At 68.0% G+C, this 14624-nt stretch carries 16 protein-coding genes; 11 read left to right on the top strand and 5 right to left on the bottom strand.

Going from position 1 to position 14624, the window contains the following annotated elements:
- Positions 1-100 precede the first annotated feature (100 nt).
- A complete protein-coding gene (locus HHX35_RS41540; protein WP_182904091.1) occupies positions 101-586 on the bottom strand; it encodes a hypothetical protein in 486 nt (161 codons plus the stop codon).
- 138 nt (positions 587-724) lie between these two features.
- Between HHX35_RS41540 and HHX35_RS41535 the strand changes: the two genes are divergently transcribed.
- Both HHX35_RS41535 and HHX35_RS41530 read left to right on the top strand, forming a co-directional pair.
- Entirely contained in the window at positions 725-1030 is a 306-nt protein-coding gene (locus HHX35_RS41535; protein ID WP_182904090.1) for a hypothetical protein, read from the top strand.
- A 513-nt stretch (positions 1031-1543) separates the two neighbouring features.
- Positions 1544-1762 carry a hypothetical protein gene (locus HHX35_RS41530; protein WP_182904089.1) on the top strand — a complete coding sequence of 73 codons (219 nt, stop codon included), beginning with the start codon at positions 1544-1546 and terminating at the stop codon, positions 1760-1762.
- A gap of 550 nt (positions 1763-2312) precedes the next feature.
- Here HHX35_RS41530 and HHX35_RS44375 read toward each other — a convergent pair.
- Positions 2313-2552 (bottom strand): SDR family NAD(P)-dependent oxidoreductase, encoded by a 240-nt coding sequence (locus tag HHX35_RS44375; protein ID WP_310739664.1) that lies wholly within the window; start codon positions 2550-2552, stop codon positions 2313-2315.
- On the opposite strand from HHX35_RS44375, the gene HHX35_RS44370 reads away from it, so the two are divergent.
- Positions 2536-2814, top strand: coding sequence for a hypothetical protein (locus HHX35_RS44370; RefSeq protein WP_259405898.1), 279 nt, complete (start codon positions 2536-2538; stop codon positions 2812-2814). The genes HHX35_RS44375 and HHX35_RS44370 overlap by 17 nt on opposite strands.
- A gap of 36 nt (positions 2815-2850) precedes the next feature.
- Here the strand turns inward: HHX35_RS44370 and HHX35_RS41520 are convergent, their stop codons facing one another.
- The 3 genes from HHX35_RS41520 to HHX35_RS41510 all read right to left on the bottom strand — a co-directional run bounded on the left by HHX35_RS41520 (position 2851) and on the right by HHX35_RS41510 (position 5096).
- The gene (locus HHX35_RS41520; protein WP_182904088.1) at positions 2851-3672 is read right to left on the bottom strand and encodes an alpha/beta fold hydrolase; all 822 of its coding nucleotides are present in this window, start codon (positions 3670-3672) and stop codon (positions 2851-2853) included.
- A gap of 19 nt (positions 3673-3691) precedes the next feature.
- On the bottom strand, positions 3692-4261 hold the full coding sequence (locus tag HHX35_RS41515; protein WP_041952814.1) for a DJ-1/PfpI family protein: 570 nt from the start codon (positions 4259-4261) through the stop codon (positions 3692-3694).
- Between the two features lie 91 nt (positions 4262-4352).
- Positions 4353-5096, bottom strand: coding sequence for a GntR family transcriptional regulator (locus HHX35_RS41510; RefSeq protein ID WP_182904087.1), 744 nt, complete (start codon positions 5094-5096; stop codon positions 4353-4355).
- 440 nt (positions 5097-5536) lie between these two features.
- Here HHX35_RS41510 and HHX35_RS41505 point away from each other — a divergent pair, with 440 nt between their 5' ends.
- The 8 genes from HHX35_RS41505 to HHX35_RS41470 all read left to right on the top strand — a co-directional run bounded on the left by HHX35_RS41505 (position 5537) and on the right by HHX35_RS41470 (position 14401).
- Positions 5537-6913, top strand: coding sequence for an extracellular solute-binding protein (locus tag HHX35_RS41505; RefSeq protein WP_220506510.1), 1377 nt, complete (start codon positions 5537-5539; stop codon positions 6911-6913).
- Between the two features lie 77 nt (positions 6914-6990).
- Complete coding sequence (locus tag HHX35_RS41500) at positions 6991-7857, top strand: carbohydrate ABC transporter permease (RefSeq protein WP_220506509.1); 867 nt, start codon at positions 6991-6993, stop codon at positions 7855-7857.
- Entirely contained in the window at positions 7857-8768 is a 912-nt protein-coding gene (locus HHX35_RS41495) for a carbohydrate ABC transporter permease (protein ID WP_182904084.1), read from the top strand. The genes HHX35_RS41500 and HHX35_RS41495 overlap by 1 nt, the downstream gene beginning before the upstream one ends.
- Positions 8768-9835, top strand: coding sequence for an ABC transporter ATP-binding protein (locus HHX35_RS41490; protein ID WP_182904083.1), 1068 nt, complete (start codon positions 8768-8770; stop codon positions 9833-9835). Before HHX35_RS41495 ends, HHX35_RS41490 begins: the two co-directional genes overlap by 1 nt.
- Entirely contained in the window at positions 9835-10911 is a 1077-nt protein-coding gene (locus tag HHX35_RS41485) for an ABC transporter ATP-binding protein (RefSeq protein WP_182904082.1), read from the top strand. The genes HHX35_RS41490 and HHX35_RS41485 overlap by 1 nt, the downstream gene beginning before the upstream one ends.
- Before the next feature lie 307 nt (positions 10912-11218).
- Complete coding sequence (locus tag HHX35_RS41480; RefSeq protein ID WP_182904081.1) at positions 11219-12679, top strand: NAD-dependent succinate-semialdehyde dehydrogenase; 1461 nt, start codon at positions 11219-11221, stop codon at positions 12677-12679.
- Complete coding sequence (locus HHX35_RS41475; protein ID WP_182904080.1) at positions 12676-13173, top strand: Ldh family oxidoreductase; 498 nt, start codon at positions 12676-12678, stop codon at positions 13171-13173. The genes HHX35_RS41480 and HHX35_RS41475 overlap by 4 nt, the downstream gene beginning before the upstream one ends.
- Complete coding sequence (locus HHX35_RS41470; RefSeq protein ID WP_182904079.1) at positions 13166-14401, top strand: iron-containing alcohol dehydrogenase; 1236 nt, start codon at positions 13166-13168, stop codon at positions 14399-14401. Before HHX35_RS41475 ends, HHX35_RS41470 begins: the two co-directional genes overlap by 8 nt.
- Positions 14402-14624 lie beyond the last annotated feature (223 nt).

The following is a 14624-nucleotide window of genomic DNA, read 5'->3' as shown; positions in this document are numbered from 1 at the left end:
CCATCGTGTGGTGTCCTCCGCGAGAACCTTTGGTCGGGAACTCGCTGACCGTCACACGATGGCTCGCCCCATGTCCGGGGCTTGCATCAACAGCTTGGAGTTACACCACTCGAGGGGACGTCACCGGTAGTTCGTCGTGCCAGTCGTACGCCGATGCCTCCAGCTTCAGCAGGTGCTCCGCCTGGGCGTGCTCCTCGATCGCCAGGTACAGCTCGTTGACGAGCACGGACTCCATGAAATCTACGCGGTCCCGTTTCGCGGCCAGATCCCGCTCCGCCTTGGGCCAGCCGGGCTCCCCGGCGTCCGCCGCCCTGTGCGCCTGGTCCAAGCCCTCCGCGATGCGGGCATGCAGAAACGCGATCAACCCCTCGAACTCGGCATCCGGCAGGTGTGCGTCGGCCGTGATTCCCCGGCGGTGGGTGGGCGCGTCCGTGCTCGCGAGTTCCAGACGGGCCAACCGCCGCCGGAGCATTTCCGCATCGATCGGCTCACCATCCTCGGCGAGGGCGTCCCCGAGAAGCTCCGCTGCGAGCAGAGGGCGATTGCGGACCAGCTCCAGGATCTTGGCTCGATCGGCGGTCGTCATGGTCAGGAGGTTACACGGAGTAATCGTAAGGACGCCGATGGTCCGCGTGGTGCTCGGGATCGTTGTCTTCTCCTGGATAGCAGGAGTCTCAACCGGCGGTTGAGCGCAAACCTTACGATCCGTCCACGCGTCCTTCAGATGCTTATCAGGAGCAACCGCGTCAGAGATCAGGCGAGGAAGGACCCCCCCACGTGTTCGATCGGCAGGAGAAGCTGTTCGCCGCGGGAGCCGACCTACATCGCGCGGCTGAACAAGCTGAAGAACCTGGAGAACCGAGAGTTCCACGAGGAGAAGATCACCGGCCCGGACAAGAACGTCGACGTCGTCGTCGGCATCTTCAACCGGGTCAACTCGGGGGGAACCGCTCTTTCCAAGGGTGATCTCGCCCCGGCCAAAATCTGCGCGCAGTGGCGCCGGCGCGACAGGTCATGCGCGACCATCTGAACGAGTGGCAGGCGAAGGGCTTCGAATTCTCGCTGGACTGGCTACTGCGCAACATCACGCGGTTGCCGTCGTTGCCGACGAGCAGGACGACGTACGAACCGCCCAGATTCAAGGCGATGATCGAGGAGCTGGTGCGGCTGGGTTACGCCGAGCCGGCGCTGGACAGCGAGATCGCCGACCCCGCGAGTGGCCGGGCGCTGGCTATGGCCGAGGCGTTCTGGTCCGACGGATTGCAGCCTGGCCAGGGCAAGCCGGTCGTCCTGGAGCTCGACCCCGAGGTGGCGGACCTGCCGAGGCTGGAAGAGCTGGGGTACGAGGTCTTCACCTCTGTGGACGCGCTGCTCGGCTACGCCACGCGCCGCAACGAGATGGCGGCGGGGAACGAGCAGGCGCCGCAGGAGCCGGTCGCGCCGCCCACTTCGGCGAGCAGTGGCGTGCACGCGGAGTTCGACGCCGCGATGCGATCCGTCTACGCGGAGCGAGGCCAACTATCACGCCTCCTACTACCTCAGCATGCTGGCCGAGCATGGCAGCCTGGCGACGGCCCGCAGGCTGCTCCGCTCGCCGGCGGTGTCCGACGGGTTCGCGGCCCTGTGGGAGCGCGGCCGGCTGGACCTCACGGTCGAGGCTCTGGTCGTGCAGCCGAGGTTCGCGGAACTGTTCACGGCAGCCGAGATCGAGGTCGCCCGGCACCGCCTCGAACAGTTCGGCTGGAGCGCCGCCGTCGTCTGACCCGCTAGCAGCTAGGGCGCGTTGGTGATGGGAGGTGCCGGTGGCGGCGTGCTCGATGGTCGCGGTGAGGTTGGCCAGTTCGGTGTCCAGCCAGCGCAGGGCACTGTCTCGGTAGGGAACCGCGCAGAGGCTGCGGCTTTCGGCCTGCCGACCGGTACAACACCAGGCGATCATGCGGGCCGGTGGGGATGTGCTCGCCGGGGACGGCCATCGCGCGCAGGAACCCCTCCACCGCGCGGTCGGGGTCCACCCGGCGGGCGGGGTCGTAGCCCAGCATGTCCACGAACAGCACCCCGACGCGATCTGATTGTACGTACCCGGCGTGCTGCTCACGACCCGGCCGGACCCTCAGGCCCGGAGGCGGGATCTGGCGCAGTGTCTCCGGCCTGCGGCGACCTCGGTACTGGGGGCCGAAGGTGATCGGGCCGACCGATCCGGATTGGATCATCGGGGCGTGGAAGTCCGACGCGACCAGAATTAGGCAAAAGGGTCGTACGCGCCCACGTCGCCGGGATGACCCGATGTCACGCCAGGCCAGGCGCGGCCCGGTTCAAGGACAGCGAGCTGCCCGCCGGCGCCGTGCGCGACCCTCGGTCTCGTTCAATCTCTTGCCGGACGCGGCGAGCAGTCCGGTGCGGAAGTTGCCCGGGTCGACGATGAGCACGGTTACGCCCGATGGGGCGACCTCGGCCCGTAGCGCTTCGGAGAAGCCTTTGAGTGCGAACTTCGTCGCGCTGTAGGCGGAGATTCCCGCGAACGACAATCGTCCTTCCATGCTGCTGACCTGCACGATCGCGCCGGACCACCGTGCCCGCAGTTGGGGCAGGGCGGCGCGGGTCAGCGCGGGCGGGGCCGAAGAAGTGGACCTCGAACAGGGCCCGCTGCTCGGCCTCGCCGGTTTCCTCCACGGCACCGACGTGGCTACGTCCGGCGTTGTCCACGAGGATGCCGATGCGACCATGTCGAGCGATGACCTCGGCCACTGCCTCGTCATGGCTCGGGTCCCTGCTGCGGCACTAGCTTCTGCGCGGCTCACGCCTGCTTCATGCTGATCTGCTTGAGCACGGGCTGCGGACCTGTCGCAGCGATCAGTGACCTCGTTCCCGGCCGAGGAAGCACGACAGGAGTCGCCTGAAGTCGTGCGGGTGCTCGAGCGCCGGCACGTGCCCGCATCGGCCGAGCACGTGCAGACGGACATCGGCCAGGTGCTCGAGCAGGGGCAGGGCCGCCGTCCCGAGCGGGGTGACTCGGTCCTCGGCGCCGTGGACGAGCAGCACGGGCGCGCGGATCCCTGCCAGCGTTTGCGCCGAGAGGGTGAGATCGTCGGCCCAACGTGCCCTGGGTGGAGGGAACAACGACGCGTATGCGGCCGCCCCCGCTTGCATCGCAGCTGCACGGGCAGCGACGGCCGACTCGGTCACGAGCGCTTGGTCGAAGACGAGGCGACTCAACATGTCTCGTGCCCCGACCGGGCCGGCGGGGGCGGCCCAGAGCGCGTCGAGCTCGGCGGACAGCGGCGCCCCGGGGGCGCCCATCGTCGAGACCGCCACGACACGGGTGACCTGCTGGGGACGCGCGGCCGCCAACGCCAGCGCCACGGCACCGCCCATGGAGTGACCCACCACGGCGTAGTGCTCGACACCGAGAGCATCCATCAGGCCCGCGGCCTGCTCCGTCCACAGCCGGAGCCCACCCCTGGAGCCCGCCGGGATCGGCGTACGGCCGAACCCCGCCTGGTCGGGAGCCACCAGGTGCCAGGACGTGCCCAGCGCCTCTGCCGTCGTCGCCCAGGCTCCGGATCCGGTCGTACCGGGTCCGGAGCCGTGCAGCATCAGCACCGCGGGCCCCGTGCCGCTCTCCAGGACGTGGACGGGGGAGCCGCCGACGGTGACGGTCCGAAGAGCCGTCACCGGGACAGGCCAGGTGTGCTCATGCCGAGGCGGAGTTGATGGACTTCGAGAAGACCTCCATCATCACCCTGCCGAACTGCGGCATGTCGGGCCAGCCGCGGCAGGAGACAAGGTTTCCGTCCACGACGTCGGGAGCGTCGATGACCGTCGCGCCCGCGTTCTCCATGTCACCGGTGATGGGAGGGAAGCACGCCGTCTTCCGGCCCTTCAGCAGCCCGTACACAGCCGGCACCTGCGCGCCGTGGCACACCAGCGCGATCGGGAGGTTGCGCGCGAAGAAGTGCTCGGTGATGCGCCTGACGTCGGCGTCGACCCGGATCCACTCGGGGGCACGTCCCCCAGGAATGATGAGGGCGTCATAGCGCTCGACGTCGACCTCGGCCCAGGGCACGTCGACCGGCAGCTTCCGGCCGTTCTTCTCCACGTAGGCGTCGGAGTTCGGGTCGAACTCGTGGATGACCAGCTGAACGTCACGCATCGTCCGTGACGAGACGTCGACGTCCCAGCCGCCCTCCTGCACGCGATAGTAGGGATACATGGTGTCGAGCTCCTCGGCGGCGTCGCCGGTAAGGAGCAGCGCTCTGGGCACCTGCTTCTCCTCGTATCTGAGGCGGGTGAGAGGATCAGATCCGATCCGATCCGATCCGGTTGAGTCAGCATTCCCCGGCCAAGCCCGCCCGTCAAGCCTTTACCGTCATTCCGTCCGAACCCTTGACTTCGTCGAACAATCGCCGGAACCGTTCGCCGGACAGCAGGATGTGCCGGCGCATGGCGTAGGCGGCGGCGTCGGGGTCACGCGCGGCGATCGCGACCAGGACTTCTTCGTGCTCGGCCATGGCCAAGTGGGTGACCTGGGTGTCGTGGAGAAGCCGGAACAGGTGCACGTGCGTGTGCAGGCGAGCGAGCGCTTCGCGGATGACCTGGTTCTCCGCGCTCAGGGCGACGAGATCGTGAAAAGCGGCGTCGCGTAGCCCGAAGGCGCCATAGGCCATGAGCCCGTTGCCCCCCTCCAGCTCCGCCATCTCCTCCAGCATCCGCCGCAGACCGGCCACCTGCTCCGAGGATGCGCGTTCGGCGGCTCTGCGCGCCGCTGCCGGCTCGAGGAGCAGGCGGAGCTCAAGCATGTCCTCGAATCGGTGACGGGTGATTTGAGGGGGAATGCGATAGCCGGCATGGGGCACACGCACGACCAGGCCCTCGGCCTCCATGCGGTTGAGAGCGTCTCGGATCGGCGTCTGCGAGACCCCCAGCTCTCGCGCCAGCGCGTCGATCGTGACGCGGGAGCCGGGCTCGATCCGTAGCGACATCAGCTGTCCGAGCAGCGTGTCGTACACCTCGTCGGCAAGCCGGCCGCGAGATCTTCTCGGCGGCGTTCCGCCCGTCATGGCCTCACGGCGCCGCACGATCATCGCTTCGTCGTCCATCGTGACGTGAGGTCCTTTCTTACGTTTTCGGGAACCTGTTGATTTCGGTCGCAACGCTGCAGAGTGTTGACGCCCCCAATCGGATCGTATAGGAAAGGTGGCGGATGCCAGCCATCCTTCACCCATCGCGGAAACCCCCGCAATCGCTCCGCTTCGATCAGTTGGAGCTCTTATGAGCATGCTCGACGTCCTACTCGATTCGCCACCGGGCCGGTAAGGACCGAAGGACTTCTCGACTGCTTGAAGCCCCATTACGTCGCGGCGTACCCGTGACGCCGGTCTGCGGGTCAGCCCCTGCGACAGCCGGCAACACGCCTGAACACCCCCCAGCAACTGCTCGGCGAAGCACGCAGCAAGGCTCCAGAAGCCCCCCCCAGAAAGCAGGCAAGAAGATGCGGTCTCCCAAGCGAATAGGCCGACTGTCCATTACCGGTCGAAACGTGCGGCTGGCGACGGCGGCCATGTTGGTGGCCACGACCATGGCGGCTTGCGGCCAGGACGACGGCACGCAGGCGAGCGCCCCGAAGGCGCCGGCGACCATCCCGGAGCTCACCAAGGACCCGCTGACCCTCAGCTTCATCTGGTTCGACTGGCCGCCCGCCCACGCGCTGGAAGACTTCGCGAACGCGGAGTACACCAAGGAGCGGCCGAACGTGACCATCAAGGTCAAGACCGTGCCGAACGCGAACTGGCACGACGCGATGTTCACCCAGTTCGCAGCGCACAAGACCGACTTCGACATCCCGATCCTGGACTCGCAGCACATCGGCGAGGCCGTGACGAACGGCAACATCCTCGACATCACCGACTTCGTCAAGAAGAACATTGATGTCAAGGCATACAACCCGTACCTCCTGGCGGCCTACGGCCAGTACCCCCAGGCGGAGACCGGCAAGCGCGACGAAAACGCCAGCCTGTACGGACTGCCGCTGCTCGGCGACACCTGGACGATGATCTACCGCAAGGACCTGATCGGCGACAAGCCACCGCAGACGTGGGACGAGATGATCTCAGTCGCCGAGAAGTGCCAGGCGGACCACCCTGGCGTCAGCGGGCTGGCGTTCCACCAGGCCAACGGCTCCGACGCCGCGGCCGTGACCTACAACACGGTCAACGGCGTCTACGGCGGCAACCTCTGGGACGCCAAGACGCGCAAGATCGACGGCGTCCTCAACGACGCCGCGGGCCAGGAGGCGATGGACGTCCTGGTCAACAAGATGAAGCCGCTGACCGCCAAGGGCTCCGGCAACTGGTTCATCGACGAGGTGAACGCGGCGGTCGCCCAGGGCAAGGCATGCATCGCGTTCAACTGGATCGCCGCGAGCGGTGGCCTGCTCGACCCGAAGCAGTCGACGCTCGGCACCACGCGGGAGCAGATTCTCGACAAGCTGGGCTTCGCGCCCCTGCCGAGCCAGAAGACGAACCTGGTGCCTCTCGGCGGCATGGGGATGCACGTGTCGGCCTACTCCTCCAAGGCCAACCAGGCGGAGGCCCTGAACTTCATGAAGTGGTTCGAGCAGGCTGACATCCAGAAGAAGTGGGCCGCCGCCGGTGGCGTGCCAGCGCGTACGGACGCCCTGCAGTCGCCCGAGTTCCTCAATGCCGGGCCGTTCAACAAGGTGTACGCCGACTCGGTTCCGCGGATGCGGGACATGTGGAACGTGCCCGAGTACGCGCGCCTCGTCGACATCGAGAACACCAACGTGAACGCGGCTCTCAACGGCGCGAAGAAGCCGAAGGACGCGCTCGACGACATCGCCAAGGAGCAGCAGAGCGTGCTCGACTCCAGCGGTCACAAGGGCGGCGGCGGACTGTGAGTGACCCCGTCCCTCTGACGATCGACCACGGGCAGGTGGCGTCCGCGACGCCGCCTGCACCGGGTCGGTCCCGCCGCTTGAGCGACCGCTGGCTCGCCGTGGCCTTCATCTCCCCGGCGCTGCTGCTGTTGCTCGCGATGTCGGTGTTCCCGTTGCTGTGGGCGTTGTACCTGTCCTTCACCGACTACTCGGCCACCCGCGGGGGGCCGGCCAATTTCGTCTGGTTCGGGAACTACACCGCCATCCTGGCTTCGGCGCAGGTCCACCTGAGGGCCCTGACGACGTTGATCTACGTGGTCGGCGCGGTCGTTCTGCAGACCGTGCTCGGTTTCACCATCGCCTACCTGATCTCACGGCGCACGCACGGGCGAGGAGTGCTCACCACTCTGTTCCTGGTTCCGATGATGCTGTCGCCGGTCGTGGTCGGGCTGTTCTGGCGATTCATGCTCGACGCGCAGTTCGGCGTGATCAACAGCATGCTCGGCTCGCTCGGCCTCGGGCAGGTGGAGTGGCTCACCCAGCAGCGAACGGCATTGCTCTCCCTGATCGTGGTCGACACCTGGCAATGGACACCGTTCATCATGCTCATCGCACTTGCGGGCCTCACCGCGGTTCCCAAGTACCTGTACGAGGCCGCCTCGATCGACCGGGCGTCCGAGTGGTTCCGGTTCCGCACCATCACTCTTCCACTGGTGTGGCCGCTGCTCCTCATCGCCGTGTTGTTCAGGGCCATCGAGGCCTTCCGGTTGTTCGACCTCGTCTACATCCTCACAAGCGGAGGTCCGGGGGTCTCCACCGAGACGTTGTCGTTCCACGTCTACAAGGTCGCGTTCCTGGGCTTCAACACCGGAACCGCCTCGGCGTACGGGATCCTCATGGTCCTCATCGTCCTCGTCCTCACGCAGCTCTACCTGCGCTACTTGAACAAGCTCAAGGAGGACTAATGGCCGTCTCCGTCGACGAGGCCGTGTCCACAGGTCCTGGCCGGGATCACACGCCCTCCACGCGCCGCCGTGGCGGCCGGGGCCGCTCCGTGCTGGAGGTCGCGCTGCTGACCGTGCTGGCCGTCGTGATGCTCTTTCCGGTGCTGTGGATGATCGAGACGTCCATCAAGGAGAACCGGGACGTCTACGCCATCCCGGCCAAGTTCTTCGACTTCAAGGTCACTCTGGACCATTTCAAAGACGTGTTCGCCGGCTCCGGCGGCGGTCGTTCGGCCTTGTCCGTCTCGTTCCTCAACTCCGTCGTGGTCGGCGGGGCCTCCACGGCGCTGGCCACCGTGCTGGGGGTCCCGGCGGCCTGGGCCTACTCACGCTTCTCCGTGAAGGCCAAGAAGGACCAACTGTTCTTCATCCTGTCCACCCGCTTCATGCCGCCCGTGGTGGTCGTGATTCCGATCTTCCTCATGTACCGCCAAGTCGGACTCATCGACAACAAGCTCGGCCTGATCCTCATCTACACCGCGTTCAACGTCCCGTTCACGATCTGGATGATGAAGGGGTTCGTCGACGAGGTGCCCGCGGAGTATGAGGATGCCGCCATGCTCGACGGCTACACCCGCCTGCAGGCGTTCTGGAAATTCACCCTTCCCCTGCTCCTGCCCGGCATCGCCGCGACGGCGGTTTTCGCACTCATCTTCTCGTGGAACGAGTTCGTGTTCGCCATCTTCCTCACCTCCAGCGACAGCGTGCGGACGGCCCCGCCCGCCATCGCCGGCCTCATCGGTGGAACCACTGTGGACTGGGGTCTCGTGGCCGCCGCCTCCGTGGTGTTCGCCTTGCCGGTGCTCGTCTTCGCCTACCTGGTGCGCAAGCACCTCGTCGCCGGTGTGACGCTCGGGGCGGTGCGACGCTGATGGCGGGCATCGAGGTGACCTCCCTGCACAAGCGCTACCCGGACGGGACGGTCGCAGTCGAGCACGTGGACCTGTCCATCGGCGACGGCGAGCTGTTCGTGATGCTCGGCCCTTCGGGTTGCGGCAAGACGACCACGCTGCGGGCCATAGCCGGCCTGGAGAGGCAGACGTCGGGCGACATCCGCATCGGCGACACGCTGGTCAACGACCTGCCGCCCGGCGAGCGCGACATCGCCATGGTGTTCCAGTTCTACGCTCTCTACCCGCATCTGAGAACCCGCGACAACCTGGCGTTCCCACTGCGGGCCGAGGGACTGCCCAAGGCGGAGGTGCAGGAGCGGGTCGACGAGGCGGCCCGGCTGATGCGGCTCGGTCCGCTCCTGGACCGACGACCGCACCGGCTGTCCGGCGGGGAGCAGCAGCGCGTCGCGCTCGCTCGCGCCCTGGTGCGGCGACCGCGCGCATTCCTCATGGACGAACCGCTCACCAATCTGGACGCGGAGCTGAGGGCGGACATGCGCACGGAGATCAAGCACCTGCAGGGTGAGCTGGGGACGACGATGGTCTACGTCACCCACGACCAGGTCGAGGCGATGTCGCTCGGTCACAGAGTCGCCATCCTCAACAAGGGCCGCGTCGAGCAGATCGGCACGCCGCTGGAAGTCTACGACCGTCCGGCGAGTCTTTTCTGCGCCGCGTTCATCGGCTCCCCGCCGATGAACCTGATCGAGGTGGAGGTGGCCGACGGGAAGCTGCGCGGTCAGGGCGGACTGGTCCTCACGCCACCGCCGGGCCTGCCGCGCGACCGTCGCCTGGTCGCAGGCGTCCGGCCGGAGGCGCTGGAAGTCACAGAACCAGGGGCGGAAGGTTCGGTCCCGGCCCGCGTGGTCTCGGCGGAGTGGCTGGGCGACGAAATCATCTACGTGGTCGACCACGGCGGCCAGCGCGACGTACGGGTTCGGATGCCACCGACTGTCCGTTTCGCCGCTGACGCACCGGTCGGGCTGCGGCACATCGGCGGACCCCCGCCGGTCTACGACGTGAGCACGGAAGAGCTGGTGGCCTGATGGGAACCGTGGCAGTGCACGGGCTGTGCAAGTCCTTCGGTGAAGTCCAGGCCCTGGACGGAGTGACGCTGGACGTGCCGGACGGCTCGTTCTTCGTCGTGCTCGGGCCCTCCGGGGCGGGCAAGACGACGACCCTGCGAGCGATCGCCGGCCTTGAGAAGCTCGACGCCGGGTCGGTGCATCTGGACGGGAGGGACGCGACCGGTGACGCCCCGGCCGAACGCGACCTGGCCATGGTCTTCCAGAGCTACGCCCTCTACCCGAAACTCACGGCGTACGAGAACATCGCTTCGCCGCTGCGGGCACGCCGCTGTTCTTCGAGCGAGATCGCCGCTGCCGTCGAGCGGATGTCGAGCCTGCTGCACATCGAACGTCTGCTGCAGCGTCGTCCGGCGCAGATGTCGGGCGGTGAGATGCAGCGTGTCGCCCTGGCCCGGGCGCTGGTCCGTAGCCCGCGCGCGTTTCTCATGGACGAGCCGCTGACGAACCTCGACCTCAAGCTCCGCGTCGAGATGCGCACCGAGCTCACCCGTATCCACCGGAGCCTCGGAGCGACGTTCATCTACGTGACCAACGACCAGGTCGAGGCGCTGTCCATGGCCGACCAGGTCGCGGTCCTCAAGGAGGGAAAGGTGCAACAGGTCGGCACGCCGACCGAGGTGTACGAGCGTCCGGCCAACCAGTGGGTCGCGGGATTCGTGGGGAGCCCGCCGATCAGCCTGCTCGCCTGCCACGCCGAGGCAGGTCAGCTGGTCGGGGCGGCAGGCTGGACGCTGCCGCGGCCCCGCTGGACCACGGCTGAGGACGGCCGTCCGCTGATGCTGGGCCTGCGCGCGGAGGACCTGTCCGTCGAACGGCGTGGGGACGCGTCGTTGCCGGGTGAGCTCTACGGCCTTGAGCCGCTCGGTGACCGGACGGTGGTCGACGTCCAAGTGGGGACGGAGATCCTCAAGGTCAAGGCCCGACCCACCTTCACCGGTACGCCGGGCGAGCGGCTGCAGGTGACGGTCGACCTGGACCGTGCGCACCTGTTCGACGTGGGCACCGGGCTGGCGTTGTCCGAGGCCGGGAGGTAACCGCCCGGGAGGTAACCGCCCGGGAGGTAACAGCACAGGGCGGCGACGTCGACCTGCGCCCGCACGTGGCGAGATCGATCCCCGGCGGACCGTCACCGGTGAGCACGGCCTGACGACACTGACGCGGCCATGGCCCGAAAGGCGATCGGTGGCGCGGGGCGTCGCCCTGCGGCCAGGGCCAAGGCCACGTTCGACCCGCTCGGCGACCTCGGCTCCGACGAGGTCGTGTGACCCGTTCGTCAACGCGCGTGGCGCGATCGCCGAGGTCACGCTGGACATCACCAAGAACATCACAGGAGGCGACGCAATGAGTGACCCGATGAACGTCCTGGCCCCCGAGCACCGGCGGCTCCGGATCGGCGACGCCTGGCGCGACGCCGCCAGCGGAGCCACGTTTGTCGTCGAGGATCCGGCCACCGGCAAGACCATCGCCGAGGTGGCGGACGCCGGCGTCGTCGACGGGCTCGCCGCTCTGGACGCGGCGAGCAAGGCGATGGCGGAGTGGGCGGCGACCCCGCCGCGAAGACGGTCAGAGTTGTTGACCGCGACGTACCGGGCACTGACCGAGCGATCCGAGGAGGTCGCCCGGCTGATAACGCTCGAGATGGGCAAGCCGCTCGCCGAGGCTCGGGCAGAGGTGGCCTACGGCGCCGAGTTCTTCCGTTGGTTCGCCGAGGAGGCGGTGCGCGTCGAGGGGCGCTACAACACCGCTCCCAATGGTGGATATCGCATCCTCACCGTGCCGAAGCCGGTCGGACCGTGCGTCTTCGTAACGCCCTGGAACTTTCCGTTGGCCATGGGTGCCCGCAAGATCGCTCCTGCGCTGGCGGCGGGCTGCACGACGATCACCAAGCCGGCCGCCCAGACGCCACTCACCATGCTGTTCCTGGCCCGCATCATGGAGGAGGTCGGCGTTCCCCCGGGCGTCGTCAACGTCGTGACGACCAAGCGTTCCGGCGAGGTGGTCTCGGCGCTGCTGGCCGACCGTCGGACTCGCAAGCTTTCGTTCACCGGGTCGACCGAGGTCGGGCGCGTGCTGCTACGACAGGCGGCGGACAACGTGCTGCGCACTTCCATGGAACTGGGCGGCAACGCGGCCTTGATCGTGTGTGCCGACGCGGACCTGGACGTCGCGCTCGACGGTGCCATGGTGGCCAAGATGCGCAACATCGGGGAGTCCTGCATCGCGGCCAACCGAATCTACGTCGAGGAGCCGGTGCGCGAGGAGTTCACCGCGCGCTTCGCCGAGCGGATGGGCGAACTCTCGGTGGGCCATGGTCTCGACGACGGCGTGGACGTCGGGGCGTTGATCGACGAGGCCTCGGTCGCCAAGATCGACGAGCTCGTCGCCGACGCGGTCGATCGCGGCGCCCGTGTCTTGGTGGGCGGCGAGCGTCCGGACGGGCAGGGCCACTTCTACCCGCCTACGGTCCTCGTCGACGTGCCCGAAGACGCGCGGATACTGGAGGAGGAAATCTTCGGCCCGGTGGCGCCGATCATCTCGTTCACATCCGACGACGAGGTGATCGCGAAGGCCAACGACACCGAGCACGGCCTGGTCGGCTACGTCTTCACCCGTGACCTCCAGCGGGCGCTCCGGTTCACCGAGGGGCTGGAGACGGGAATGGTCGGCATCAACCGTGGTCTGATCTCGGACCCGTCGGCTCCGTTCGGAGGCGTGAAGCAGTCCGGGATCGGCAAGGAGGGGTCGCACGAGGGCATCCTTGAGTACCTCGACGTCACCTACGCGGCGATCGACCTACCGTGACCGGCCTGCTGCTCCGGGGGCCCGCCGAGGATCACCGTGCCCTGTGCACACATGACCTGACCGGCCTCCACCCGTGGGGCGGGACCCGGGCCATGGCCGGCACGAATCCGCCGGCACCGGGGGACGCCGTCGACTCCGCCGGTGTGCGCGCCGCAGACGCGGCCGCGGCGGGGGATGGGGCGATCAGCCCTTTCGGCGGTCCCGAAGGCTACGCCCTCAGGCTCACGATCGAGGTGCTGGTCGCGACCTTGACTCGTACCGCCCTCGGCGACGATGCCCGCGGGACCCTCGACCCGACCGATCCGCCCGCCAAGGGCGACGTCTTCGTCGCGATGGACCCGAGGGCGCCCGGGCACGACCGAGGCCGGGAGCCCGGCGCGCGCCCCCGCCACCCGGCAGCCAACCTTGCCGACGCCGTCCCGGTCTCGCAGGTGACCTGGACGTCCGCCCAGCACATCACCGCCGACGTTCCAGAGAGGCACCGACATGCTTGAGACCGTCCGCGGACCACGCCAGCTGATAGTGGGCGAAGGGGTCGCGCAGAACATCCCACGAGTGGTGGCCGAGTGCGGCTCGCGGGTCCTCGTCGTGACCGACCGGGTTCTTCTGGGGCAGCCGGGCGTGGCCGAGATCGTGGCCGCCGTGCGGGAGAAGGTCGCAGTCGTCGGGGTGTTCGCCGACGCGACTCCGGACGTGCCACTCTCCGATGTCGCCCTGGCCGTCTCGGTCGCCGCAGAGGTGGACGCCGACGTGATCCTCGCCATCGGGGGTGGCACGGTGATCGACCTCGGCAAAATCGTCGGCGTCATCCGGCGCCACGGTGGGACGCCGCGCGACTTCTACGGCGAGTCGAAGGTGCCGGGGCCGACGATTCCTCTCGTCGCGGTCCCGACGACGTCAGGCACCGGCTCCGAGCTCACGCCCGTCTCGGTGTTGACCGACCCGGACCGCGAGCTGAAGGTGGGGGTGTCCAGCGTCCACATCGTGCCCGACTTCGCCATCGTCGACCCCGAGCTCACCTACTCCTGCCCTGCGACCGTCACTGCCCACTCCGGCATCGACGCGTTTTGTCACGCGGTGGAGAGCTACACCGCGCGACCCCGGGCCCACGGACCGTGCGACCCGGTGGAGCAGGTCTTCCTCGGCCGCAACCCGATCACCGATCACTACGCGCTCCTGGCCGCGGAGCGGATCGCCCGCAGCTTGCCCCGTGCCGTCAGGGACGGAGGCGACAAGGACGCGCGCGCGGACATGTCCTATGGGTCCATGCTGGCCGGGCTCGCATTCGCCCATGCAGGCACCGCGGCTCCGCACGCCCTCCAGTACCCCATCGGCGCAGCCACCCACACGCCGCACGGCCTGGGCGTCGGGCTGCTGCTGCCCTACGCGCTGGACGCGGCCAAGGATGCCATCAGCGACCGGTTGGCCATCCTCGCCGGGGTGTGCGGGCTCGACGTGACCGACGCCTCGGATGCCGAGGCCGCAGATGCGTTCCTCACCTGGCTCGACGGGCTCCTTGCCGACATCGGCATCCCTGCCACCTTGGCGGACATCGGCGTGGCACGCGCCGACCTCCCGCGCTTCGCGGAGATGGCCAGTGGCGTCACCCGCTTGATCCAGAACCATCCGGGTCCGTCCGACACCGCCAGCCTGACCGCGATCCTCGAAGCGGCCTGGACCGGGGACCGGACCCGACACGTCCTGACTCCGGGGCAGAGGTAGTGACGGGCCTTTCGCATGACGACGAGTTCCCTGCCCCACCCTGGGTATCGGAATTGTCGGCTACGCCTTAATGGGAGCCGCCCATTCCCAGGCCTGGCGCCGGCTGCACGCCCACCAGGCCGGCCACGGCCACAACAGCCACAACCCCACCGGCGCACCTCGCTCCACGCGGTGACATGACGTAATCATTCCGCTGCGGAGGGCTGATCCGAAACATCGGGTC

Origin of the sequence: Microbispora sp. H10830, assembly GCF_014161375.1 — a bacterium.
Classification (GTDB): Bacteria; Actinomycetota; Actinomycetes; order Streptosporangiales; family Streptosporangiaceae; genus Microbispora; species Microbispora catharanthi.
Note: the sequence above shows the minus strand (reverse complement) of the source record. Positions and strands in the feature narration are given on the sequence as shown.